The organism is Luteibacter sp. 22Crub2.1 (assembly GCF_900167995.1).
GTDB lineage: Bacteria > Pseudomonadota > Gammaproteobacteria > Xanthomonadales > Rhodanobacteraceae > Luteibacter > Luteibacter mycovicinus.
On record NZ_FUYT01000004.1, the window covers coordinates 255,490 to 280,596 of the forward strand.

Consider the following 25,107-nt stretch of genomic DNA (forward strand, 5'->3'; position numbering starts at 1 on the left):
GGCGGAAAAAACTTCGATGAGCCTTGACTGACCTCTGGGATCGGCGCCGCTTGTTCCCGTGACCCTTTCAGTGTCCAATCGCCGGATGCCGGCTGGCAGGATCATTTTCAGGGAACAAGGACAGCATGATGTTTTACGGTCTACGCGAGCGATCCCCTCGATCCATCGCTTCAACGTGCCTATCGGGCGTGGCGGCGCTAGTTTTTCTGTCACTCTGTCCTGCCGTTCGGGCCGCGGACACGTGTGAGTCCACGTTCAAGTCCTCCGGAAGTCTGTTTTCCGGGAAGGTTTTCGAGGCACATTCGATCGCTCCTGGCGTCACGGCGCAGGGCGCAGTCGCGCAGATGAAGGCCATCGCACCGGGCGAGGACTTTGAAGTCGGCCAGGACACGCTGACCGGATCGACTGCCACGCTTGCGCTCACCAACAAGGCGCAGGCCAATGCACGAGGATTTCCTGTCGAGTTTTCAGCTGATGACAAGGGGCAACTCGTACTGAAGGCCAGTCTGCCCGCCGGGATGGGGGCCAGTGAAAAGGACATGCGCGCGTCGATGTGCGGCATTCTTGCGCGGGTAAAGTCCGGCGGATCACAGCCGTCCGTCGCGGCTGCAGGCATTTCCGGCGTACCGGCGCTACAAAGTGGATCGGGCGCGTTACCCGACCCCATTTCCCCAGAGGATTCCACACGCCTCTGCGAGGCGAACTTCACAGACGAAACCGATGTGGTGGGTGGAACCCGTTCCGTCTTCGGTACGTGGACATTGACCTCGTCCGGAGAAGACGCACGACAAGCTCTGGCTCGTCTCAAGGCGTTCCTCGCCAAGACCCCGGACGCGCGCATGGTGCGGGAGGAGTATCGCGGCAAGAAGGGCGCCATGGACATTGCGCTCACTAGTGCCGCCTACGTTCGCTCGACGATCATGGATGTGCCCGATGTCAGGCCGTTTCCCGTGCGAGTGGAGTTCGATGGCGACATGGGGGCGGCATCTCTCGTGCTTCGTACGTTCTCGAAGCAGCAAGGGTCGCGCGACGTGCTTCGCACTGCGGCTTGCGCCATGGTGGCAGCCGCAGTGGCTGGCGCCGCCCCGTCGTTACCCAGCCGCACCGGGAGTGCCTCGCGGTTCCGAAACCCGTTCAAGCAGGCCGAAGATCCCGCGATGGCGAAACGCACGGATGACCTGAAACGCCGAAACGATGGTATCGAAGCGCTGTTCGTGCGTGCGATCCGTGCCGGCAAGGCGTTTGTCGCTGTGCCGTCCCTGTTCGTATCCAAGAAATACCAGGCCATGGGAGTCGACAAGCTCAGGGAGGAACAACTGGTCAATTACTGGATCGACCTCACGGCTACGACTGAGTGGCGTCGTACGGATGATCCTGCCGATGTACTGCATACGGGCTCCATGTCGAGCATGATCGAGCAGGGCTTGCATGGGTTTGCGTACAGGTACCCGGGCGGCAGCGGCAACTCGGAGTACGGCCTGTTTATCGTGGATCCCGGCACCTATGACCTGAAAGGCACCAGCGCAGAGTTTCGCCGTTCGCCCATGCCGGACATGTCGGAGAAGGCTGCCTCGGCGAAGTCGCCGTTGGGCACGGCATCGTTTGTGTCCACGCAGGATACCGAGTACTACAAGACCCAGGTGTGGCAGAGCGCCACGTATCAAAACGGCAGTTATACCGGCACCTATTGCGCCCTCATGGATGCCACGACGGGCGGATGCGCCGGCTTCGACGTCGGCACCCGAAGCTATTCGAAGCAGGTGACCGCAGGGGGATACCAGACCGTGCTGCGCGACAAGCAAGTCAGCGGGCTGCTGGTCACGACGCAGCTGTTGCATCCGTTTGCGTCGTTCCGGGTCGGCAAGGGCGATGTGGTTTATGTCGACGGTTTTGTCGTGGACGGCGCCAGTGTCGTCATCGATCACGACGCATGCAGGCAGTCCGATGGCGACATGGCGACCTGCGCCCTGAAGTCGTTCAACCTGTTGCGTATCCCCGCCACGGCTGAGCATGTTGCGGAATGGCAACGAAGCGGTTTGCTTGCTCCATCGCTGGCTGACCTGCTCCGCGCGGCGAAGCCGGCCAGGCTGACGCTCGGTGCCGGCGTTAGCGCCCTGCCTCAGAAGCCAGGTACTTTCGAGTCCGGTTGGGCGACGCGCTACGCTCTGAAAGGCAGGTAGATAAAAACCGCCCCCCGAATTCCAACCCCGGGCTGCTGACTCGGGATGGGAGCGGGGGGCGTCACGGAGCCGAAGATGGAGAGTCGTAAGACTCCGTGAAATGGAACGACTCCACTATAAGAACAGACGTCGCTCAGTGGAATTCGATTGTTCAGATCGATCCCATAGGGTGCTTCAATGGTTCAGCGCAGCATTTTCCGCAGCCTGTAAAGCTGGTCCAGCGCCTCCCTGGGTGTGAGGTCATCCGGATCGACCGCCCGCAGTGCCTCCTCGACCGGCGACGGCAACGGAGGCGCGAACAACCCCATCTGCGGCGCCGCGGCAGGCGGCGTCGCGACGGCCGCCGTGACCTCGTGGCCCTGCTCGAGCGCGGCCAGATAACGACGCGCGTCCGCGATCACGGCCTTGGGCAAACCTGCCAGCGCGGCCACCTGCAACCCGAAACTGCGATTGGCCGGGCCATCCTTCACCGTGTGCATGAAGACCAGCTGCTCGCCGTATTCGACCGCGTCGAGATGCACATTGGCGATCGTGCGGTAATCGCCGGCCAGTTCCGTGAGCTCGAAGTAGTGCGTGGCGAAGAGCGTGTACGCACAGCTCGTCGCCGCAAGATGCACCGCTGCCGCGCGCGCCAGCGACAAGCCGTCGTACGTGCTGGTACCGCGACCCACTTCGTCCATCAGTACGAGGCTGCACTCGGTCGCGTTATGCAGGATGTTAGCGGTCTCGCTCATCTCGACCATGAAGGTCGACTGGCCTCGCGACAGGTCGTCACCCGCCCCGATACGCGTGAAGATGCGATCGATCGGTCCGATCGTCGCGCCCGACGCGGGCACGTAACTGCCGACGTGCGCGAGCAGGACGATCAACGCGTTCTGGCGCATGTAGGTCGACTTACCGCCCATGTTCGGACCGGTGATCACGAGCATGCGACGATCGCTGTCCAGTGCGAGGTCATTCGGCTCGAACGGTTCGTCGCGCACCTTCTCCACGACGGGATGGCGGCCACGGTCGATGCGGATGCCGGGTACGTCGGTGAGCTCCGGCGCGGCCCAGTCGAGCGTCTCCGCACGGTCGGCGAGGTCCGCCAGTACGTCGAGTTCAGCCATCGCCGAGGCGGCGATCTTCAGTTCCGGCAGGCGTTCGGTGAGCTTGTCGAGCAGCAGCTCGTACAGGGCTCGCTCGCGCATCAGCGACCGTTCCTTCGCCGACAGCACCTTGTCTTCGAACTGCTTCAGTTCTTCGGTGATGTAGCGCTCGGCGTTCTTTGTGGTCTGCCGCCGCGTGTAGTGCTGTGGCGCCTTCTCGGACTGCGCCTTGGAGATTTCGATGTAATAGCCGTGTACGCGGTTGTAGCCGACCTTCAGCGTGGCGATGCCACTGGCCGCTTTCTCGCGCTCCTCCATGTCGACGAGGAACTGGTCGGCATTGGTGGACAGCTGGCGCAGTTCGTCGAGTTCGTCGTCATAGCCTTCGGCGAGCACGCCGCCGTCGCGCAGAAGCACCGGCGGTTGCGCGATCACCGCACGGGCGAGCAGTGCCGCGGTTTCCGCGTGGTCGCCGATACGCTCGACCAGACTGTGCAGCAAGGGGCTGTCCAGGCCGGCGATGTCTTCGCGCAACGCCGGTGCGGCAGCCAGGCCGTCGCGTAACGTGGACAGATCGCGCGGACGCGCGGAGCGCAGTGCCACGCGCGCCAGGATGCGCTCGAGGTCGCCAATGCCGCGAAGGCGTTCGCGCAGCGTCGCATGACGGCGGGTATCGATCAGACTGCCGATCGCCTGATGGCGTCCGCGCAGGACGGTGCGATCGCGCAGCGGACGATTGAGCCAGCGACGCAGCAGACGCGCACCCATCGGCGTCACCGTCTCGTCGAGCACGCCGAGCAGCGTGTTCTCGACGCGGCCGCTCTGGTGCGTGTCGATTTCCAGGTTACGGCGCGTGGCGGCGTCCATCGCGATCGTCTCGCCCGCGTTCTCCACGGCCATGCCGGTGAGATGGGGCAGGGCGGCCTTCTGGGTTTCTTCGACGTAGCCAAGCAGACAACCCGCGGCGGCAACGGCAAGCAGCATACCGTCGACACCGAAGCCACGCAGGTCGCGCGTTCTGAAGAAGCGGCAGAGCTCACGCGTGGCGGCATCCCCGTCGAAATGCCACGGCTGGCGCTTGCGCAGGCCCGGCAGCGAGGAGACCAGCTTCGGCCATGCAACGTCCTCACCGACCAGCGTTTCGGCCGGCTGCAGGCGTGCGAGTTCGGCGGCAAGACCTTCGGCGCTGCCCACTTCGGTCAGCAGAAAACGCCCGGTCGACAGGTCGACCCAGGCCAGGCCATAGCCTGTCTGGCCAGCGGCGATGGACAGCAGCAGATTGTCGCGGCGCTCTTCCATCAACGCCGCATCGGTCACGGTACCCGGGGTGACGATGCGGACGACCTCGCGCTTCACGGGCCCCTTGGAGGTGGCCGGATCGCCGATCTGTTCGCACAGCGCCACGGACTCACCCAGCCTGACCAGGCGCGCCAGGTAATTCTCGACCGCGTGATAGGGCACGCCGGCCATCGGAATGGGGGCGCCCGCCGACTGGCCGCGCTGCGTCAGGGTGATATCGAGCAGCCGCGCCGCCTTGCGGGCGTCGTCGTAGAACAGCTCGTAGAAGTCGCCCATCCGGAAGAACAGCAGGATGTCCGGATACTCCGCCTTCGCCCCGAGGTACTGGCGCATGAAGGGCGTATGCCCGGCGGCCGAGCGGTCGTCGTCTGGTAAAGCCATGATTTTCCGAGGGGTTGCGATGGGGCAGGGCGCCTGTGATGGCGCGCTGGCCGTGCATGATACCGCTGCCGCGCGGTTCCTTCAGAAGAGGCGTCAACCTATGACATCTGGTGACGGATGCCTGACACTATGAGGCGAGTGATCGTAAGCTGATGGAGGATGGCAGGAATGACTACCGAAGCATTGGACCTGACGCCGTTGGAGCGGGCGGTGGCTCGCCTGCGGGAAGGCTGGGTTCGCTATCAGCAGGACATTACCGATACGCAGATCCGTGATGGTCTGATCCAGCGCTTCGAGTTCACGTATGAAATCAGCCACAAGATGCTCAAGCGATTCCTGGAGATGACCTCGGCGAACCCGGTCGAACTGGATGCCATGAGTTTTCAGGACCAGATTCGTACGGGTAATGAGCGCGGTTTGCTGCGTAGTGACTGGCCTGCCTGGCGTAAGTATCGGGATATGCGTGCACGTACGAGCCATACGTATTCGGAAGACGTGGCGTTACAGGTCGTCTCTGGTATTCCCGATTTCCTGGAAGAAGCCGCCCACCTGCTACGGCAACTGCAAGAAGCCCAGGCATGACTGGCGGAGGCATCCCCGATATCGATATCCGCCCCGAGCACTGGGCTATCGTCCGGGAGATTCTCCACACCTGTGTCCCTCAGTACGAAGTCTGGGCTTTCGGTTCGCGGGCAAAACGTACAGCAAAGACATATTCCGATCTGGATCTGGCGGTCGTTACCCAGGAGCCGCTGTCGCTGGACGTAAGGGCGGAACTGGCAGATCGATTTTCCGAGTCGGACCTGCCTTGGAAAGTGGATGTCGTCGACTGGGCTGTGACCACGCACTCGTTCCGCGAGGCTATCAAGCAGAGAAGGGTGCTAGTGCAACCGGCAGGCGCATAGGGAGCCTGCGCCAGGCACCGCCGCTCCGCAACGCGACCCAATGCACGAATTTTTTGCGATCTGCTGCTACCCTCCCGCGCGGGGAAGCAGGGTGACCCGACCACAGGAGCTACAATGCTTGGCAGGCGGAAGGATATGACCCGGGCGCGTTGCGTCCACATCGGTTTGGCGGCTGCGGTGGCCCTGGCGTTTTGCCAGATGGCTGGCGCAGCACCGGCACCTCAGGATGCCGCGGCGCAGGCGTATGACGCCCAGGACGCGCGGCTCAACACGGCTTACAAGGCGCTGTCCAAGTCGCTGGACGACGCGGGTCGTCAGGCCCTGCGCGCTGAAGAGCGCCAGTGGATCGCCGGCCGCGATCAGTCGTGCGGCGTCCCCGCAGGCACGGCGGTCAAGAACGAATGCACGACGACGCAGACCAGCTTCCGTGCTGACGAGCTCACCTCGCGACTGAAACAAGCCACACCCGCCAGTTCGGCAACGGCCTCGTCTGCCGCCGGTACGTCCATCACCGGTGACTGGGGTTACCGCAGCGACTGCAACCTCGGACACTCGGCCCAGCTGGGCGTCACGGCATCGTCGGCGACAGCCGCTGAGGGCACTTGGTCGGATGGCACGCGCGTTTCCGGCAACCAGGGGAAGTTCAAGGGCGAATGGCGCCAGGGCAAGCTGTACCTCCGATTCTGCGCGGAAGACGCCGAGCGCGGTGGTTACCCTGTCTGCCCGGCCTTCAGCGATGTGGCCGCCTATGTCGCACCCGAAGGCAAGCGCCTGACATGGTTCCAGGTGGACGGCCCCGCAAGCGAAGGCACGTTTTCGAAATACGTCACGCTGGATCGCGTGCCGAAGGGTGGCAGGGCGCCACTCGACAAGCCGTGCAAGGACGGCCAGTAAGACCGACCATTAACCAGGAGTTAGAAAATGCCAGGATTGACTGATAACGAAGCCAGGGCGTTGTCGTACTTCGCCATTGGTGTGAGTTCCGAAGGCGGCGATGTCGCCTATAAGCTGAGTTTCGCGGGCAATGTCCGCAATGATGCCCGCGGCAACCCCGTGATGCACCCCATCGGTAACAGCGGCTTCTCCATCGGCACGCTGCAGACCGATCTGGGTCAGCATCCGGAAGTGGCCACCCAGCTCACCGATGCGTACCAGACGTGGGCGCGTACCGAGCATCCGGACTGGACGCTCAATGCCGCACAGCGCACACAGACGATCGCCGATCTGGGACGCAACGGCCACGAAATCACGGCCCAGCACGGTCGTCCGATGGACGCCACGGTGAAGTCGCATCTCGACTCGTTCATGGCCAGCGATGCCGGCGTCAACTTCGTCCACCAGCGCGATACGGCGCAGGTGGACCGGCTGATGACCCGGGCCATCGGACCGCTACAGCAGACCTCGCTTTACCAGCATGCGTCCGAGCAGGATCAGGCCAAGCTGATCACCATGACCGCCAAGCTCTACAACCAGAGCGAAGTCTACGGTGGCCGCCTGGTCGACCAGCTGCAGCACAACCAGCACCACAGCGTCGATGACGTCAGTCGTTCCATCGACCGTTATGCCGACTACGTGCGTGACGGTCGCGATCATGCGCTTGCAGGCACGGCGCTCTTCAACGATATGCGCGCCACCGGTGCGACTCATCCGTTGCGTCCCGCCTGGGATAACGTGGTCGCCAACCCGACGGTCAACCCGACACAGCTGGGCAACGACCCGACGCATCCCAACCTGCCGCACGAGTACGCGGCGATCCGCGACGCGTTCACGGATCCGGGGCATGCGCGTGGCATGGTGCAGGCGCTGGGCAATGGCGGCTCCTACGCCAACACCAACAACCACCGCGGCTTTGTCGCCGAAGGCCATGACCTCGTAACATGGGACCGCTCCGGCCATGCCCAGGCCCTGGTCAACGGTCAGTGGAACACGCTCAACACCCGCGACATCTCCACGCACGTCAATGCCGACAAGTCGCTCGACGTGAACGTGCATCGCAACGGTGCCGACGAGCGGCTGTTGCATGTCACGCATCCCGGCAACGTGCGTAGCCAGCCGGCGGCGCATGCTACCCCGGCTCCCGCTGCGCATGCTCCTGCCGCGCATGCCACCCCGGCACAGGCGACAGGTGACCACGTTCAGCGTGCGGGTACGCTTCGAGAGCACGATCACGCGCCCGAGGTACAGGCTCTGCAGACCCAGCTGGCGACGCTCGGTTACAAAGGCGCGAACGGAAAGGCGTTGCATCCGGACGGCGATTTTGGTGGCAACACAAGGCACGCGCTGCAGTCGTTCCAGCGCGACCATCAATTGACCGACGATGGCATCGCCGGCTCGAAGACGATGGATGCGTTGAAGACCGCGCAGCATCCTGCGGCCCCCGGCCTGGCGGATGCGAGGCATCCCGGCAACACGATGTACAAGCAGGCACTGGAAGGCGTGCACACGGTCGATTCGCAGCAGGGACGAGTGCCGGATGCGCTGAGTGGAAACATCGCCGGTTCACTCGCAAACAAGGCGCACGAGCAAGGCCTTACCCGTATCGACCATGTGGTGCTCAGCGATGACGCCAAGCGTGCTTATGCGGTGCAGGGTGAGCTGAATTCGCCGTTCAAGAAAATTGCCGAGGTAGACGTCGCGCAGGCGGTGGCCAAGCCGCTGGCACAGAGCAGTGCGGAGTGGCAGCAACCGCATCAGCAGGCCGCCCAGCAGGCTCAACAGGGCCAACAGCAGGGTCAGTCGCAGCAAGGGCAGGCCCAGCAAGGGCAGGTCCAGCAAGGGCAGGTCCAGCAAGGGCAGGTCCAGCAGGCTCAGCCGCAGCAGGCCCAGCGGCAGGCCCAGCAGCAAAATCAGCCCGCGGCACCTTCCGGTCCGCAGCGCTGACAAAAAACGGCCGCCCTTGGGCGGCCGTTTTTTCATCGATCCGAGTGGATTCGATCAGATCGCGACAGCCGCCGACACGTCAGCCGTACGGCGACGCGCCAGCGCCAGGTTCGACTTGGCGCGGTCGAGCACCACGTACAGGAACAGGCCCGGGTACTTCGCGACCGGATTGATCACGTGGTACTGCTTTTCCAGCGTGATCAGCATGTCTTCGATCGCTTCCTTGATGCCCAGCGACGCCATCGTCTTCATCTTCGCGCGGACCACTTCGGTGTTACCGGCGGCAGCGATGTCGAGGTCGAAGGTGCCGGTGTTGCCGGCGGTGCCGAGGCACATACCGCTGTTGGAGTCGACCAGGGCGGCGCAGACGGCGCCATCGGTGGTCATCAGTTCGGCGAGCGATTCTTGCAGAGTAGCCATGGTGTTTCCCCTTGTTTGTGTTCGTAGGTTGTTCCGGTCAGGGCCGGAGCGATTCGCGGATCTGGGTGGCGCATTCGCGGATAGCCCACAGGCTGCTGCCCAGGAGCACGTCCGCGCGGGCGACGAGTGCGAGTACGTAGTCGCTTCGTTCGCCACGGATGGAAACGACCTGCATCTGCCGGTCGCTGAACTGGAGGCTGATGATTTCCAGCCCGCCCGCATCGATCTGCGCGCCGGCCGCTTCACCCAGCGCGCAAAGCGAGCTCATCACGGCCGCGACACGGTTCTGCATGGTCTCGTCCAGCGCACCCGAGAAGGCCGATGGAAACCCGTCAGCCGTGGCCAGCATCGCCCCTTCGGCCCCATTGATCCGTTCGATCATCCCCGACAGGAACTGCTCGAGCACGAAACGCTGGGTACGGGACAACGACGACATCGGCGCAGCAAATGAGGTGTTCATGGGGCGAGTTCCAGGGCAGCGCCGTCCGTGCGGCCTTCCAGCTGCACGAACAGTACGTCGAGAAGCAGGTGGACGTCTGCGCGCTGGCGCACGTCTACGGAAAAAACCGGGGTGGTGTAACCGCGGGAGGCGAGATGTTCGATGAAGTCGTCCGTCGAGACCGCACCGGGCACGTCACCGCGACCCACACCGAGCACGGCTCGCTGATCGCGCAGCAGGTGCCCGAAAGCCTCAAGGAACGGGTCGAGGGCGGCCAGTGCGTCGGGCGCCGCGGCGTCGGCCAGCAGGACCGCCCCCAGCGCGCCCTTGCCGACCATGGGCCACATGAAGGAGAAGCGGGTCTGTCCGGGCACGCCATAGAGGCGCAACAGACCGCCGCCTTCGATCACCACTTCGCCGTAGTCCAGAGCGACCGTGGTCGACGCCTTGGCGTGCGCCTCCCGGTCCGTATTGCGCACCTCGGTGACGACCGGTGGCTTGCTGCTGATCGCGGTAATCGCGGTCGTCTTGCCAGCCCCCATGGGACCGATGAAGACGAGCTTGTAATCCTTGCTCATCGGCTCGCTTCCTTCATGCCCAGGGCGCGGCGGATCGCACCGACCGCCGCATACAGGCGGCTCGGTGCGGCAGCGACGACCGGGGGTGGTGTGTCGTCGATGTCGGCGGTGACCTCCAGCCATCCGCACAGTCGGCAGCCGGCGAGGAAAACGAGGAGATCGTCGCGATCTTTCGAAAAGGTCGTGAGCAGGGCATGCAGCGAGGTCGGCTGACGGGTCAGGCGGGACGCTACATGAAGAAAGGTGTCGCGTCGCTCGAGCGAACCGAAGTCCGGCCAGCGACGCAGCTTGAGGCGGCGGTCGCCGGGGATGCCCAGCGCGTCGGGTTGCCAGTTGCCGGTCAGCGCCAGCGCCCACAACACGTGCGCGAGCGATGAGCGCACGGCGGTCGACGGCGGAATACCACGCGGCACGCTGGACAGCATCACCTGGCCCTCGCCAAGTACTTCCGCGAGACGACCCACGGCCGACGGCGCCAGCCAGGCGCAGCGATTGGCCGGGTCGAGCAGCGCGGTCGGGCCCGATGCCGTAGACACGTGGACCATGCGGTCGCGCGTCTCCGCTCGTGCCACTTCGTCCAGCCAGCGATCGAGCGGGCTGGGAGGAAGGGCGGCGGTCATGTGGGGCGAATTCGCGGCGGCGGGCAGGTCGCGCACAGGCGTGCGAAGCAGCGACATCACATCGGACATCTGGCTGATGTTGGGCCAGCGATCCAGGAAGATGGCGGGAACCGACGAGGCGCGACGCGGACCCGCGATGACGCAGCGCGGGCCGCCACGGACGGCGGGCGGGAGGTCGCCCAGGCTCACCGCGAAGAACACGTCGCATTTCTCACGTGGCGCGGTGTGCCATGTGATGCCCGCCAGACGGAGCCCGGCGCGTAGCAACATGGCGTCGCCCAGCGGCATGGGGCCAAAGGCGATGGCGAGGGCGGCCTCGCTCATGCGGCCCCCGTACCGACCAGGGTGCGGTCGCGACGCTCGCGGACGATACCCACGAGCCAGCGCACCTCGTTGTGATCGTCCGACACCGGCGAGACGTAAAGCTCGTTATCGAACGCTTCGCCATTCTTGCGGTAATTGCGGACCACGACCTGGGTGGCCTGCTTCAGTGCGATCGCACGACGCAGCGCCGAAATCGCCTGGGGATCCGAATCCGGACCCTGCAGGAAGCGGCAGTTGCGCCCGATGCACTCCGCGGCTGTGTAGCCGGTCAGCTGTTCGAAGCGACGGTTGACGAAAGCGATGGGCTGATCGACCGCCTGTGCGTCGACCATGATGACGCCCGCACCGATCGCCTCGAGCGTGCTCTGCAGATCGCTGAGACGCCCACGGCTGACGCCGAAAAGACTGACATCCATGACGCTGATGACGCGGAACCGCTCGCCCCGCTGGGTGACGGTACGTGCCTGGAAAAGAAGAAATTTCTCAATCGCGCCATCGCGTCGAAGCTGGCCTTCGGTGCTCAGCTCCGCACTGTCGATGTCCAGCAAGGGGGCGGCCTGGGGCAGCATGAGTGTGGCCGGCATGCGAAGGCGCAGCTCCGCGCCGAGCAGGTCCTTCTCTTGGATACCCAGCCGATCAGCGAAATCACCGGCGGTCTGTACGACCCGACCCGATGCGTCGGTGATGCAGAGGCCGAGCCGGGTGGCTCGTATTCCCTCACGAAGAAGCGCGTTTTCTGCTTCCAGATAGTCCATGACTCGCGTAACCCCTGTTCGGCGTGCGATTGGATCGATTTAGGTGATTTTGCCGAATTTTACTACTTAAGTGTGATGCAGTGCTCATTGACGGCCGACTTCGGCTCGGCTTTAGGCCGCACATGTGAAGACGCCCCCGGAGGGGGCGTCTGGTTTTGTTCGCTATGCGCGACCAGCTGGCACGACTGGTCAACCCAGTCGTGCCATTTATGTGCATTGTGAGGTACGCACGGATGGCGTGCTGTGACCGGCACCCGCTTATTGAAAATCGTCCCTCGGGTCATCCTCCCGTCATGTCCGGGAGGGGGCGCTCTGCACAGCTTCGTGGTTCTGCATGATCGACTGCGACGGCTGGGCTTGCTGGCGCGCCAGGTCGCTCGCAACGAATGCCTCGGCGCTGCTCTGCGCCAAGGGTGTATTGGCCGCTTTCACCACATCGACCTCCGCATGCTGCTTGAAGGGCGAGTTCTCGGCGCCCTGCATGGCATAGACCTTGGTCGCGTCCTGGTTGAGCACGACCTGATCGATGCTCCTCATCCCGGCGACGGTCGCCGCCGACGTGAGCGAGCCCGCGATGTTGGTGGTGTGCGGGCCGGACTCGCGGCCATGCTGTACATCGAGCCCCTGCACACGGTCGAGCGCCTGACGGAACATACCGTTGGCGGGATGGCTTGCGTCGGCGAGTGACGGTACGCCCGCCTGGCGTTGCGCGCTTTTGATCGCCTGGAAGGTCTTCGGGCCTGCTATACCGTCGGCCTCGAGGCCATGCGCACGCTGGAAAGACTGCAGCGCTTCCCTGGTCTGCGTGCCGAAGTGTCCGTCCGCGGCAAGCGGGCGCCCGTTCGAGCCGGTGATGCCCTGATCGCGCAGGTGGGCTTGCAGCGCTTCGACCGACGCGCCCATGGCGCCTTCGCGCAGTGAAGCCGCCGTCGGCGAGTGTGTTGCGGAGGGTGTTGCCGGCGCCGGTGCCGGTGCCGCCGGTGCTGCCGGCGTTGCGGCGGGCTGCGCCTTGTCATGCTGCAGGTTCTGCTCGAGCGCCTTCAGCGTGGCCGGTCCAACGATGCCGTCCGCCTTGAGATGATGGTCCGTCTGGAACCGCTCGATGGCGAGCTTGGTTTCCTTGCCGGCGTGGCCGTCCACGACCAGTGGCTTGCCGTTGGTGTCGGTGTAGCCATGGGCGTTGAGCAGGGTCTGGACGTGCTCGGCTTTCTCTTTGCTCATCCGGTGGCCGCCGCCACCGGGCACCGGGATCGGATCCGGACCGCCGGGCTTGTAGCCCTTGTCGAGCGCGCCTTCCCATGCCTGCGCGGCGTTCTTACGCTCGGCAAGGCCGTTGTGGCCGCCATTGATGTCCTTGCAGGCACCGGTGACATCGGTCTGATGACCGTGGGGCTGGACGCGATCCTTCCAGTAGTGGATGGCGATCTTCGCGGCGACGTCGCGATCGGCGGCCAGCTCGGGATGGTTGACCAGATCGAGTCCCAGCTCCTTGCCGACGGCCTCGTAGTTGGCACGGCCGGTCAACTGCACATAGCCGCGACCGTGGAATTTCCAGCCGTCGCCCGGCTCGGTGTTCCCGAGGTTTTTCTTGCCCCAGGCACCGCCGTAGATTTCGTTGGCGATCGCTTCCTGACCACCCGCGGCGACCTTGTTGGCTTCGGCGAGCGTGTTCATCCCGTTGCGGCCGGGGAAGACTTCGAGCAGGCGACTGCCGGAGTAGCCCAGGCCTTCGTTCATGCTCGAGTAGCCTCCGCACTCCACCTGCATCTGGCCCATGAAATTGGCCAGTTCCCTGGGGTCGGTAATGCCCGCCTTCGTGGCGGCGTCCATCAGATAGTCGGCGTTCTCTTTCGCGGACATGGTGTAACTCCTGGTTGACTTAAAAGGGAAGGTCGTCCGCGCTTACTGCCCCGGGACGCCGTTCTTTTCGATCGCCGGATCGCTCTTGAGCTTGAGCGTCGCGTCGATCAGTGCATCGTCATCCGTGTCGGTGACCTTGCCCGCCTGGCAAGCGCTCTGTTTCACCGGTTTGTCCCGGCCGTCCTTGAGTACCACCAACCCGCCGTCTTGCAGGTTGTTCGAGCCTGAAACCGAATAAACGACGTATTTGAACCCAGCGTTGGTGAACGAATAGGCATAACCGCCGGTATTACCAGCGAAGCCCAGGTGCGTACGCGTGAATTCGGCCGGAGCATTGGCAGCGGGATAGGTCAGCTCCGGCTTTGCCGCATCGCGCCCGTAGGCGTAGTAGAAATGGCCGCTGCCGTGCGTAACGTCGCCTGCCGCGCACATGGAGACCGTCTTGCCACCTCCGGCAAGCGGACACGAAAACACCGGTTTGTCGCCCCTGGCGCACATCGTCGGCGCGGGCGCGGCAACGCCGATAGCGGGGGCGATGAGTGCGGCGGCGAGCAGAAACGCGTTTGAATAGGTCTTCATGATGGAACTCGACTCCTGGATGACGTAGTGGCGGGACGTTCGCGCCGGCCTCAAATGTTAAGTGGCTCGACCTTAGCTTTTTCCATCAGCCGCGAGGTGAAGTACTTGTCTTCGTAGTGAGGGATGTACGTCACCCTCCTTGCCCTCGATGTGCCCCGCTTCCTTATGCAGGATGAGCATGTCGCGCTGCCTGGTGGCACCGCCGCTTTCATTCTCAAAAACGGCTACGGCATCAGCACCGTCGGCGTCGCCGCTGGACTTGAAGGCGACGAGCTTCGTACCCGCGGGAGCAAAGGCGGCAACCTCCGTTGGCGCAGAGGGCTGCGCGGCCGCCGCTATCAGGGTAGCGGGGAGGGCTATCGCTGCGATGGTTACCAGGGCAATGCGCATGCTGCGGGCGTCCTGTTCGACGGGACGAATCGTGGTCATTTTATGACGGATTTTTCGACAGTGGCGCCTCTGTGCCTGCGCATATCATTGTTCGCCTGGTTTCTGTGCCAGCCGGTAACTCGGTGTCCGCGGCGCACATATTCTGCAGGGTCATGCCGCACATAGGTGTGACTCCTGTTGAAACGCCGTAATCGATGGTTCGTTATGGCGTGGGTATGCCCTGATCCTCGAGCACCGGGTCGCTCTCCCACTTCAGGGTCTTCTCTATCAAAGAACGCTCCCGTGCAAAGCTGACCTTGCCAGCTTCGCAGCGGGATTGCCTGATGGGCTTCGTCTCGCCGTCTTTCAACACGACCAGCCCCTGATTTTCCAGGTTGTTTGCCCCAGAAATCGAGTAGATGACGTACTTGAATCCCCTATTGGTGAAAGCGTATGCAAAGCCGCCGGTATTACCGCCGAACATCAAGTGAGTTCGAGTGAACTTGGCCTCGTCGCCCGCACCGGGATACCGCAACTCCGGTTTCGAAACGTCGCTTCCGTAGGCATAGTAAAACTGACCTCCACCATGGGGTGCACCAGCAGCGGCACAAAGTGAAACGGTCTTCTTGCTTCCGGCCAGGGGACACGAGAAGACCGGCTGGTCGCTACTTGCGCACATCGTCTGCGCGGGCGCGGCGCCGACGGCGGGAGCGATGAGGGTGGCGGCGACCAGAAGCGCGCTTGCACAGGTCTTCATGATCGAACTCGACTCCGGGATGACGTGGTGGTGGGACATTCGCGCCGATCTTAGATGTTAAGCGGTTCGACCTTGGCCTTTTCCATCAGCCGCGAGGTGAAGTACTTGTCTTCGTAGTAACGGATCTTCTCGCAGAGGACCGGATGCGGAATGCCTTCGTAGAGGAATACTTCCTTGTCCGTGCCCATCGCCTTGAGCTCCTGCGGCAGCATCAGGGCGCGCTTCTCTTCGCTGTGGCTGGTCGAAACGTCACCCTTCTTGCTCTTGGTGATGTTCTCGCGACGCACCGTGGTGTAGCCCAGCATGTCGGAGTAGTCGTTGGCGTCCTGCTGCTCGCGCGGGGCGAAGACGATCTGCAAGGCATGGTTGGTGATGACCGTGCGTGAGACGTCCTTGCCGTAGGTCGCGTCCAGCTGCGCCATGCTCTGGATGATCGGTAGCAGACGGATGTTATAGCCGGCCATGTACGAAACGGCCGAGGCGATGATTTCGACCTTGCCGATCGAAGTGAACTCGTCCATGAGCAACAGGCACTGATGCTTCAGTTCCTTGTTGTTCTGCGGCAGTTCCTTCGTGTTGAGGTTGATCAGCTGGCTGAAGAACAGGTTCACGATCAGCCGGCTTTCGGACAGCTTGTTGGGCTGGATGCCGATATAGATCGTCATCTTCTTCTTGCGGACATCGGTCAGCAGGAAGTCGTCTTCGCTGGTGGCCGCGTCCAGCACCGGGTTGATCCAGGCGTTCAGCGGCTCCTTGAATGTACCGAGGATCGAGGCGAACGTTTCGGCCGCCTGCGAAAGCATGTTGGCGAAGGCCGACTGGGCATTCGAACTCAGGAACGGCTGCTTCGACAGGGTGGTGTACAGCTCCCGCAGGTCGGTACCGTCACCCGACGACAGGCGATAGATCATGCCGAGCGTGGGCTTGCTGCGCAGCATCAAGGGCAGGTTGTTCTTCTCGTCGAACTCCCACTTCTCGCAGAGGTAAAGCGAGAAGGCCATGAAGGCGTTACGTGCCTGGCTGACCCAGAACTTCTGGTCATCGGAGCCGTCCGGGTACAGCATCGTGGCGATGCTCATCAGATCGGACACGCGGAAGGCGGGGTCCTTTGAGACATAACTCAAAGGATTCCAGCGGTGCGTGCGACGGTCTTCCGCAAACGGGTTGAACAGGTAGATTTCCTGTCCCTGGGATTTACGCCATCCGCTGGTCAGGTCGAAGTTTTCCTGCTTGATGTCCAGGACCACGATGGATTCCTGGTAGTCGAGCAGGTTGGGGATGACCACGCCCACGCCCTTGCCCGAACGGGTCGGGGCGGCGAGGATGACGAACTGCTGCCCCGGCAGGCGGACGAGGTCTCCCTTGAACTTGCCGACGAGAATGCCGTTGTCCGCGGGGGAGAGCATCTTTTGCTTGCGCAGGTCCGACGCATGGGCGAAGCGTGCGTCGCCGTGCATGGCCTGCTGCTTCTTCTTCATGAGGAAGTAAAGCGCCACGAACCACAGGATCAGCGGCAGGCCGAAGCCCAAGCCACCTGCGGTCTTGATCTTCCACGCATAGGGCGCGACCTGCGGCAGGCCCAGTGCCCGGACGTATTCGTAGTAGGTGGCGAACCTCAGCGGAATCTGCCCCAGGCCGAGAAACAGCAGGGTCAGGTACCCCGAGAGCACCTCACCTGCGACGAGCGCGATGACGAACAGGCCGGCGGCCCAATATCCCCTGGTCTTACTCATGCTCTATCTACCTTCCTGGCACGGTTGGATTGCGGGCGGAAGTGTAACGTTGCGATTGGTTTTTGGCATGGGCTCATCTCAAAGTCCATGGCTCGGTTGGGAGGGATCGCGCGACGGCGGTTGTTGCTGCGCCACCTGCGCGTTCTGCCGCCCCTGCGCGGCTTGTGCCGCGGCGATCCAGGCGTCGCTGCTCTCGGCCACGCTGGTGCGGGCCGCCTGCTCCGTCGGCAGCTCGGCGACGCGCTTGAGCGGCGACTCCATTGCGCCCTGCACGCCATAGATGCGCGAGGCGTCGTCGCTGAGCACCGCCTTGTCGATCCGCTCAAGCCCGTCCTGCCGCGCCTTGACCACCATGCTGCCGGCGATGTTCTCGCTGATGCCGTCCGGCTGACGTCCCTGGGCACGGTCCAGTTCGTGAACGGCGCTGCGCGCCTGCCTGAACATCAGGTGGTCGGGGTGATCCGGGTCGTTCAGGGGCACGCCCGGCTTGTCGTGCGCCAACCAGGAACCGGGGTGGGTGAGGGTGTTCCAGGCGCTGTGGGCTTTTTCCTCGACAGCGTGGATGCCCTGGGAGATTTCGTGGCCGACGTGTTGGACACCTTCCTTCAGGTGCTCGAAGCCATGTTCGACAGCCAATACGCCTGCGCCCACGGCGTCGACGACGCGGTGCTCAACGGCGTCCTTGAACTCGCCGATCGCCTTGGGAATTTCCCACGCGGCCGACAAGCCCATGCGGATGTCGCGGACGTCGTTGCGATAGCGGTCGACCATGCCTTCGTGGGCGCGATACCGAGCCTGGCTTTCCGCATCCATGATGGAGTGACCGAGGCGCGGATTGATCGGCGTGAAGTTGTCGATGGCATGCGCATCGAAATCGATGGCCTTGACCGGGTTGCGAGGACTCAGCAGCGTGCTGTCGTCGCGGTATCCCGCCTTGCTTAGGGTGTCGATGTCCTTCTCGGTCGCGTAGACACGCACTTCCCCAAAGTGCGGACTCGCTGCGGCGACAACGTCGCCGGCGCGAACATGGTCGATGACCTGCGAGCCACCTGACGGAATGCCCTGATTCAGGCCGGCCGCGCCGTAAGCATTGAACGTTTCGCCGTGCAGGCCGAACCGCGACGCGTTGATCTCGGCCAGCGTGCCGCCCAGCGAATGGCCGGTGACGGTGACATTCAGAGGCGTGCCATAGGTCTCTGACTTTTCCTTCGCCGCCGCAAGTACGCGCTTCGTAAATGCTTCGGAGTCCGCGGTTTGAAGGTTGATGCCCGTAAGCACCATGGCGGCATCGACACCACCATCCTGGACCGGTTCGCGATCGAACTCGGTGCCTCGATAAGCAATCACGACCTCGCCGGTGTCCACGCGCTCGTACGCGGTGGCCTGAAAGCCGGTCCGCGGATTGTTCATGGTGTCGATGGCCTTGTACTCGACGCCGTCCAGGATGGTGCTCTTGTCGAGCACCGGGTCGTTATAAGCGTCCTGTGCGAGTAAGGCGTAATCGGTCGACTTGAACGTCATGGCGTACGCTCCTCAGCCTTCATCGTGACCGAGAACAAACGGCCGGCTCCGTGGAACTGGCTGCGGTCGGCAATACCGGTGTCGACTCGGACCGTCTGCGCCTTCGTGTACGAACCTTCCGCGAAGTAGCGAGGGATGGCATTTCCGGCAAGGACATCGTCGTGAAACAGCGATGCGCTGAACGTTACCGTCGCATGGGTGAGTTCGATACCTGCCGCCATCAGCGCCCAGTGACAGGTGCCCTTGCCAAAGTAATCTTCATCCTGGAGCAAATCGAGATATACCGTCGCGCGATAGATGTTGTCGTGATCGTGACGGAATTCGATGTCGGCGCGTTTTTCAGGGACGATGCGCGCGCCCATGACCGGCGTCGGCGGGACGCACAGCTCGTTCGTGACGCGATAGTCGGCGATGCCGTGGATTCGGTCGAACGGACCCGGCGCGCCATCGATCGTCGCGGTGATCTCGTACCGCATTTTGGGGGCCGGATTCTGCTTGATGTCGGGCTGGGTCATGTTGGCACCGTAAGCGTTGAGATGGATGGCGAATAAAGAAAGAAAGGGTAGGGCGAGTCGTCGGTTCATGGTTGGCTCGTGCTCCTATCGGCCCATGGCGGAGCCGTAATGAATCGTCGGCGTTTCGGTCTGCGCGGTTTGCTGCATTGTCGGCGGGTTGTGGTGCGCTACTTGGGGCACCTGCGCGGCGACGGACTGAAGCACGGCGGTGCTTCGATCGATGGACGTGGATATGCCTGTTTCTGTCGGCACCTCCACCATCTTTTTGAAAGGGGAGTTCATATCGCCCTGGACGGCGAACGTACGGCTGAAGTCGTCGTTCATCACGACATGGTCAATCCGGCTAAGCTCGTGCAGGCGTGCTTCGGCTGTCAGCGCACCGGCCAGGTTTTCGCTCATGTGATCGGGCTTACGGCCGGTGCTGGCGTCGATCGCATGCACTCGCTTGAGTGCATCGGTATACATGGCATGGTCTGGGTGACTCGCGTCGGTAAGCCTTGGGGGATGGAGCAGGCGATCGAGCTCGGCTGAGCCCGTGTCTGAACCCCACACGCTCCGTGCAACTGACTCGGGGATCATGTCGAACGCGCGGGCGCCGTGTACGCTTGCGGCAGCGACGTGGCTTGCAGCTGCGTCAATCGCCCGGGAGGCTTCGATGGCCCCCTGTCCAGCCGCTCGTGCCGCTAGCGCGGAGCGGTCGGCGAGTTCGTGGAGATCCCGTTCGACGCGGTTGGCGTACAACGCCGCGGCGTGCACGGCAAGGGACGGGCCGACGATGGCCGGGTTCTCCAAGGCGTGCGTGTACGCCTCGCGCGCACGAAGGACATCGGACCGGTAACGGTCGACCATCCCGCTGTTGGCCCGGTAACGCGCTTCACCCTCAGGGCCGATCAACGCCGTTTCTCCCTCCCTCGGAACGAAGTTGCTCATGGAATGCGACTTGAGCGCTATCGCGCTTACCGTGCCGCCCAAGGTGGTGTTCTCACGGCCGTAACCAGCCCGCTGCAGCGTGCTGATGTCATCGGCTGTCGCGTAGACGCGCACTTCGCCAAAATGACGGTTCGCGGCGCTGACGGGGTCGCCGGCGCGAACATGGTTGATGACCTGGGTGCCTCCCTCAGGTGCGCCACCTATCAGGCCTGCGGCGCCGTATGCGTTGAAGGTCTCGCCTTTGAGGCCGAACTTTGCTGCGTTGAGTTCGGCCAGGCCACCGCCCAGGGAGTGACCGGTCAGGGTGACGTCGGGTTGTTTCCCTGCGGCTTTGGCATCCCGTGCAGCGCGAGCCAGTACGTCCCGTGTGAAGAGCTCGGACTCCAGCTGTTGGATATCCAGACGCGATGACGCCATGGTTATATCGACGATGCCGTCCAGCGGATCATCCGTTCCGCGGTAGGCAATGACGACCTGCCCTGTGTCGACGTCGCGATACGCGGTCGCGAAGAAGCCCGATGCTCCATCCATCGCCGTGTCTTCTATGGAGAACGTTCGGTCGCCATTTGTGATGGTCCGCTCCATCGGGCCTGTCGAGTAAACGTTGTTCGCAAGAAAAGCATAATCACTGGTCGATAGGTTCACGGCTGCATTTCCTTTGCAGTGACACTAATTGAAAACGTTTTATGAGAATACGGGTACGCGTGACGATCCCTGTTACCCATGTTTCGAGTTTCGAACTCGTCGTTCTGGTAGGCATCGAACGAGAAATATCGGGTCTCGCTCTTCCGTTCCGCAAAGGTTCTTGCGGACACCGGGGTGATAAATCTCATGCGTCCTTTGGCGGCCTCAGCAGTAATGCCTGCCAGCTTCCAGTGACACACACCCTTGCCGAAATAGTCTTCGTCTTTGAGTAAGTCGACATATATTTCCGTGGTGTAAGTGGTATCGCTTGCCTTAACGAGCCGCAGCGGGACGTGCTTGCCGGGAAGATGCCGTGCACCCGATATGGGCTGCTCCGGCACACAACCGTAGTCTGTCACTCCATAGTCTGCGGACGCGTCGACGCTATCGAACGCCCCAGGCGCGCCGTCGATGACCACGGCCAGGGCGTAATGCATCGCCGGATGCGGATTTAGTTCGATCTTTGGCTCTTCCATGTTTCCACCACATGCAGTCAGCAAGAGAAACAGGCCGGGGACGGCGACCTGCACGATTTTCCGGGCCACCCTTGCGGGGGTAGCCCAGGTAAACGCGCCAGGGACGAATCGCGCGAAACGGTTGATGCGAATGCTGTTCATAGGACGGGCGCGATCACGCGCCCGTATCTTCGGGTTTCAGCCCCATCGAGTATTCCTCGAGATCCTTGCCGTCGATCCATCCTGTCGCGCAATCGCCCGCGTAGTGGCCATCAGGTTTGAGCGTGCAAGCGGTGCCGCTCACCGGGCGTTTCCACTCCACATGCGTATCCGCGTCCTTGCAGGCGTCGTTGCCCTTGCAGTTCTTCACGGTGGCCGTGGGGCCCACCTTTACCAATGCGCGGATGAGTTCGCCTTCTTTGCGCTGAGACGCGAGGAGGCATACGAGCTGGTTCTTGCCGACGTGCGCGACCGGTCTGGCTCCGGCGCTCCTGAAGTTGTCCTGCAGCATCGTTCCCTTATCGTTAGCGATGCCACCGAAGGCCAGGTTCGACGTGCAGTCATCGCCGACGTCGACAGCCTCGCCATCGATAGTGCAGGCGACGTTGCCGTACGAATCCTTGCCGCATGCCACCTTGGAACCGTTTGAAGACGACTGCAGCAGCGATTGGTAGTTCTGTGCATCGGCCTTGGCGGCGAAAGCCGGTGCGGCCGTCACTAGCAGTGGTGCGGCGACGCAGAGGAGGAGGGCGAGGCGATGCCTGGCGATAGTCATAGTTACATCCTTGCTGACGGCCGGAAGGCCTCAGGCGGTCTGGCTCGGCGCATGGGAGGGCGTCGCCTGCGTCGGGACGTTAGTTGCGAGCTGCGACTGCTGAGCCGAAGCTTGCAATGCCTGCTTGCCGCTTTCTTCAAGAGACGTGTTTGCCGCTTGCTGTGTCGACGCTTCGGCAACCTGCTTGAACGGCGAGTTCAGCTCGCCCTGGACGGCGTAGACCTTGCTGGCGTCTTCGTTGAGGACGGCATGGTCGACCCGGGTCATGCCCTGTGCGATGGCTTTGCCGGTAAGGACGCCAGCGATCTGGTCGCTCTGTACATCGGGCGTGCGCTGATGCTGCGCGTCGAGACGATGTACTGCGTCACGCGCCGTCTGGAAGACGGGGTGGGCGGGGTGCGCCGCGCTATCTAGTCGTGGCGTCGCCGTGTGCAGGGCTTGCATCGTGGCTTTGCCGACGATGCCATCGGCTTCGAGGCCGTGCGCACGCTGGAACTTCTCCACCGCTGCCTTGGTGTGTTCGCCGAAGTGACCATCGGGTTTGATCGCGTGGCCGTTCTCGTCCTTGTAACCGAGGCGGCTCAGCGATTCCTGCAGAGCCGTGACCTTGGTGCTCTCGTCACCCTTGCTCAGGGTGTCGGGATGATCAGTCGGAGTGTTTGCAGCCTTTGCGACCGCGTGGGAGGGCTCCGCCTTTGCGTGCGTTGCGACCGGGGCGGCTGTGTCGGCCCGGGCTTTGCCGTGAACCGGTTCATGGGTACGGAATTCAGGCTTGGCGCGCAGGGCGCCGACGATCTCCATGTCCTTGCCCCAGAACTTGTCCGGCATGATCGTGACGGGAGCGGGGCCGGTCGAGGTCTGGGAGCCGATAAACTGGATGTGGCCCTCGGCGTCGTAGCCCTTGAATATGGCGACGTGCTGGTCAGAGCCATGCTTGCTCTTCAGCATGAGGACGTCGCCGGGCTGCAGGTCGCCCGGCGTCTTTCCCGCGTCGGTCTTCGAGATCACATCGAAATGCTTTTCCGCATACGCGGTCGTGTGTTTACCGTTGTACAGCGTGTGCGTACTAAAAGGCTGATCACCCACGTCGTAACCCGCGTTCTTCATTCCTCGCCAGACGAAGGAGGAGCAGTCGACGCCACGGTATCCGTCGCCATCGAGATCCTGTTCCGTGCGGCTGGAGTCGATCAGATGGTTGCCGCGGCTGTTGCTGTGGCGCATATCCGGTCGTCCGTACTCGAACTTGAGCCCGGAGCGGAAAAAATGTTCTTCGGCGGCGTCGAGGATGTCTTTGCTCATTGCGGTCTTCCTTATGCGTCAATGCATGCCCATGGAGAACTGTTCGACTTTGTCTTCGTCTACCCATCCTGCGGCGCAACCACCCGAAAAATCGCCATCGTGGCCGATCCACTTGCATTCGTCGGCTGGCTTCGGCGCGATCCATTGCACGGCATGCGAGGCGCACAGATGGTTGCCCTTGCACGCCGCGACACGCTCGATGGGAAGCGCCTCAACGTAGAGGCGAGTAGTGGCTCCCTCCTTCTCCGCGGTCGCAGCAATGCACAGGAATTGCCCGTCAGCGAGTTGCGCCACCGGTTTTGCCTTGTCGGGAGCAATCGCGTCGCCGAGGGTCGCTCCCGGCTTACGAAGCACCTGACCGAAGAAGCTGTCGCCGCGATCGTCGCACCCGGTCACATCGACGTCATAGCCACCGGCTGTGCAGGCGGGATTGCCGTACTTATCCGTGTGACATTCCACAGTGGACGAGTTGTCCATTTTTGCCAAGCGTGCCTGGAGCGCGGCGGGCGTAAGCTCTGGAGCCGCAGGAGCGCCGGAAGCCATGGTCTGCGCCATCGGCACAAGCAGGGCCAGGAGGAAGGTCAATGCCGACCTCGGGACGGATGGTGCGGTGGCGTGGTCGGGGTTGCGATTTAGCATCATGGATTTCCGGGAAGTTCCGTCAATGGAGGAAGGGGGCGCTCTCAGCGACCGGGTGTTGGGGCGTCTGGCGTTTGCTTCGGACGTTGTTCGTCAGCCGTCGGGGAGCTCAGCTTTGCCACCTCGGCACTGCTCTGCTCAACGGGCGTATTGACGGCCTTCGCCGTATCCACCTCCACCATGCGTTTAAGCGGTGAATTGAGGTCGCCCTGCACGCCATACGCACGGCTGCCATCGTCACTGAGTACGACGTGGTCGATCTTCGTCAGGCCCTGTTTCTTTGCTTCGAGCACGACGGAACCGGCGAGCTGATCGCTCTGCGTATCCGGTGTGCGTCCGTAGTGAGCATCGAGGCGATGGACGGCGGCGCGCGTCGTTTCGAAGAGTGCATGGTCGGGGTGAGCGGGGTTGTCCAGGCGGGCAGGGCTGATCTGGGTCTGCGAGGCAGGTGGCGTCTCCTGGGGCTGGCCCACGTTCCCGTCCGCGAGACGCTGCATCACTTCGGGCGTCAGTCGTCGCTGCCAGTCCTCGAAGCGGTTCTCGCGGTCGTCCAGCCCGGCTGGTCGGCCGTTGAGTGCCTGGGTAGCGGCGCGGACATCCTCTCGGGCGTCCTGCGGCACCTGCTTCTCCCAGTACCACGCGGCGATCTTCGAGGCGTGCTGCGGGTCGGCCGCGAGGTCCGGCTGCCTGACCAGATCGAGGTCCAGCGCTTCGCCAGCGGCGCGGTAGTTGTCCTTACCGATGAGGGGGACGTAGCCGCGGCCGTGATACTTCCATCCGTCGCCCGGCTCGTCGTTGCCGAGCCGTCCGCCGTACATCAGTTCGGCCAATTGCTCTGGCTTGCCCATCAGGGCCTGTTTGCGCGCGGCGTCCAGGGCGTCGTTGCCCTCGCGCCATGCTTCGGGCACCGGGATCTGGGAGATGTTTCGCGTATAGCGAAAACTCTCCTCGAGCCGGTTCAGCCCGTTGGATTCGTGAGTGACCTGGGCCATGAAGTTGGCCAGTTCCCTCGGGTGGGTGATCCCTGCGGCCGTCGCATCCGTCAGCACCTGGGTTTCGCGGTCAAGCGGCATCTACAACTCCTGGTTAGCTCCTATGCCGTCGTGCTCCTTGGGGCCTGGC

24 protein-coding genes are annotated in these 25,107 nt (G+C 63.1%); 5 read left to right on the top strand and 19 right to left on the bottom strand.

Annotated elements, in window-relative coordinates; all coding sequences use genetic code 11:
• Window positions 1-125: 125 nt before the first annotated feature.
• Complete coding sequence (locus tag B5X73_RS05645) at window positions 126-2,180, top strand: hypothetical protein (RefSeq protein ID WP_139382660.1); 2,055 nt, start codon at window positions 126-128, stop codon at window positions 2,178-2,180.
• 182 nt (window positions 2,181-2,362) lie between these two features.
• Here the strand turns inward: B5X73_RS05645 and mutS are convergent, their stop codons facing one another.
• Window positions 2,363-4,948 carry a DNA mismatch repair protein MutS gene (gene mutS / locus B5X73_RS05650; RefSeq protein ID WP_254857236.1) on the bottom strand — a complete coding sequence of 862 codons (2,586 nt, stop codon included), beginning with the start codon at window positions 4,946-4,948 and terminating at the stop codon, window positions 2,363-2,365.
• Between the two features lie 168 nt (window positions 4,949-5,116).
• Between mutS and B5X73_RS05655 the strand changes: the two genes are divergently transcribed.
• From B5X73_RS05655 to B5X73_RS05670, 4 genes are all read left to right on the top strand, one after another.
• Window positions 5,117-5,530 carry a nucleotidyltransferase substrate binding protein gene (locus tag B5X73_RS05655; RefSeq protein ID WP_079520895.1) on the top strand — a complete coding sequence of 138 codons (414 nt, stop codon included), beginning with the start codon at window positions 5,117-5,119 and terminating at the stop codon, window positions 5,528-5,530.
• Window positions 5,527-5,853 (top strand): nucleotidyltransferase family protein, encoded by a 327-nt coding sequence (locus tag B5X73_RS05660; protein ID WP_079520896.1) that lies wholly within the window; start codon window positions 5,527-5,529, stop codon window positions 5,851-5,853. The genes B5X73_RS05655 and B5X73_RS05660 overlap by 4 nt, the downstream gene beginning before the upstream one ends.
• Window positions 5,854-5,988: 135 nt before the next feature.
• Complete coding sequence (locus B5X73_RS05665) at window positions 5,989-6,747, top strand: lysozyme inhibitor LprI family protein (RefSeq protein WP_176167738.1); 759 nt, start codon at window positions 5,989-5,991, stop codon at window positions 6,745-6,747.
• 27 nt (window positions 6,748-6,774) lie between these two features.
• Window positions 6,775-8,733 carry a peptidoglycan-binding domain-containing protein gene (locus B5X73_RS05670; RefSeq protein ID WP_079520898.1) on the top strand — a complete coding sequence of 653 codons (1,959 nt, stop codon included), beginning with the start codon at window positions 6,775-6,777 and terminating at the stop codon, window positions 8,731-8,733.
• 54 nt (window positions 8,734-8,787) lie between these two features.
• Here B5X73_RS05670 and B5X73_RS05675 read toward each other — a convergent pair whose 3' ends face one another.
• From B5X73_RS05675 to B5X73_RS05760, 18 genes are all read right to left on the bottom strand, one after another.
• Entirely contained in the window at window positions 8,788-9,153 is a 366-nt protein-coding gene (locus B5X73_RS05675) for a hypothetical protein (RefSeq protein ID WP_079520899.1), read from the bottom strand.
• Between the two features lie 37 nt (window positions 9,154-9,190).
• A complete protein-coding gene (locus B5X73_RS05680; protein ID WP_036114805.1) occupies window positions 9,191-9,613 on the bottom strand; it encodes a roadblock/LC7 domain-containing protein in 423 nt (140 codons plus the stop codon).
• On the bottom strand, window positions 9,610-10,170 hold the full coding sequence (locus tag B5X73_RS05685; RefSeq protein ID WP_079520900.1) for a GTP-binding protein: 561 nt from the start codon (window positions 10,168-10,170) through the stop codon (window positions 9,610-9,612). The genes B5X73_RS05680 and B5X73_RS05685 overlap by 4 nt, the downstream gene beginning before the upstream one ends.
• Window positions 10,167-11,114 carry a hypothetical protein gene (locus B5X73_RS05690; RefSeq protein WP_079520901.1) on the bottom strand — a complete coding sequence of 316 codons (948 nt, stop codon included), beginning with the start codon at window positions 11,112-11,114 and terminating at the stop codon, window positions 10,167-10,169. Before B5X73_RS05690 ends, B5X73_RS05685 begins: the two co-directional genes overlap by 4 nt.
• On the bottom strand, window positions 11,111-11,869 hold the full coding sequence (locus B5X73_RS05695) for a PAS domain-containing protein (protein WP_079520902.1): 759 nt from the start codon (window positions 11,867-11,869) through the stop codon (window positions 11,111-11,113). Before B5X73_RS05695 ends, B5X73_RS05690 begins: the two co-directional genes overlap by 4 nt.
• 291 nt (window positions 11,870-12,160) lie before the next feature.
• Window positions 12,161-13,729 (bottom strand): peptidoglycan-binding protein, encoded by a 1,569-nt coding sequence (locus B5X73_RS21490; RefSeq protein ID WP_079520903.1) that lies wholly within the window; start codon window positions 13,727-13,729, stop codon window positions 12,161-12,163.
• 42 nt (window positions 13,730-13,771) lie between these two features.
• Window positions 13,772-14,308, bottom strand: a complete 537-nt coding sequence (locus tag B5X73_RS05705; RefSeq protein ID WP_079520904.1) for a hypothetical protein — start codon at window positions 14,306-14,308, stop codon at window positions 13,772-13,774.
• 72 nt (window positions 14,309-14,380) lie between these two features.
• Complete coding sequence (locus B5X73_RS05710) at window positions 14,381-14,698, bottom strand: hypothetical protein (protein WP_217699739.1); 318 nt, start codon at window positions 14,696-14,698, stop codon at window positions 14,381-14,383.
• Window positions 14,699-14,900: 202 nt separating this feature from the next.
• Entirely contained in the window at window positions 14,901-15,473 is a 573-nt protein-coding gene (locus B5X73_RS05715; RefSeq protein ID WP_079520906.1) for a hypothetical protein, read from the bottom strand.
• 11 nt (window positions 15,474-15,484) lie between these two features.
• Window positions 15,485-17,167 carry a type IV secretory system conjugative DNA transfer family protein gene (locus tag B5X73_RS05720; protein WP_079520907.1) on the bottom strand — a complete coding sequence of 561 codons (1,683 nt, stop codon included), beginning with the start codon at window positions 17,165-17,167 and terminating at the stop codon, window positions 15,485-15,487.
• Between the two features lie 78 nt (window positions 17,168-17,245).
• Window positions 17,246-18,688, bottom strand: a complete 1,443-nt coding sequence (locus B5X73_RS05725) for an XVIPCD domain-containing protein (protein ID WP_079520908.1) — start codon at window positions 18,686-18,688, stop codon at window positions 17,246-17,248.
• Window positions 18,685-19,272: a hypothetical protein gene (locus tag B5X73_RS05730; RefSeq protein WP_079520909.1), complete on the bottom strand. Its 588-nt coding sequence runs from the start codon at window positions 19,270-19,272 to the stop codon at window positions 18,685-18,687. The genes B5X73_RS05725 and B5X73_RS05730 overlap by 4 nt, the downstream gene beginning before the upstream one ends.
• 15 nt (window positions 19,273-19,287) lie before the next feature.
• Window positions 19,288-20,778 carry an XVIPCD domain-containing protein gene (locus B5X73_RS05735; RefSeq protein ID WP_079520910.1) on the bottom strand — a complete coding sequence of 497 codons (1,491 nt, stop codon included), beginning with the start codon at window positions 20,776-20,778 and terminating at the stop codon, window positions 19,288-19,290.
• A complete protein-coding gene (locus B5X73_RS05740) occupies window positions 20,775-21,434 on the bottom strand; it encodes a hypothetical protein (RefSeq protein ID WP_079520911.1) in 660 nt (219 codons plus the stop codon). Before B5X73_RS05740 ends, B5X73_RS05735 begins: the two co-directional genes overlap by 4 nt.
• Before the next feature lie 13 nt (window positions 21,435-21,447).
• A complete protein-coding gene (locus B5X73_RS05745; RefSeq protein ID WP_079520912.1) occupies window positions 21,448-22,047 on the bottom strand; it encodes a hypothetical protein in 600 nt (199 codons plus the stop codon).
• Window positions 22,048-22,077: 30 nt separating this feature from the next.
• Complete coding sequence (locus B5X73_RS05750; protein WP_079520913.1) at window positions 22,078-23,346, bottom strand: peptidoglycan-binding domain-containing protein; 1,269 nt, start codon at window positions 23,344-23,346, stop codon at window positions 22,078-22,080.
• Window positions 23,347-23,364: 18 nt separating this feature from the next.
• The gene (locus B5X73_RS05755; protein WP_139382661.1) at window positions 23,365-23,931 is read right to left on the bottom strand and encodes a hypothetical protein; all 567 of its coding nucleotides are present in this window, start codon (window positions 23,929-23,931) and stop codon (window positions 23,365-23,367) included.
• Between the two features lie 98 nt (window positions 23,932-24,029).
• Window positions 24,030-25,058, bottom strand: coding sequence for an XVIPCD domain-containing protein (locus B5X73_RS05760; RefSeq protein ID WP_079520914.1), 1,029 nt, complete (start codon window positions 25,056-25,058; stop codon window positions 24,030-24,032).
• Between the last annotated feature and the right edge of the window lie 49 nt (window positions 25,059-25,107).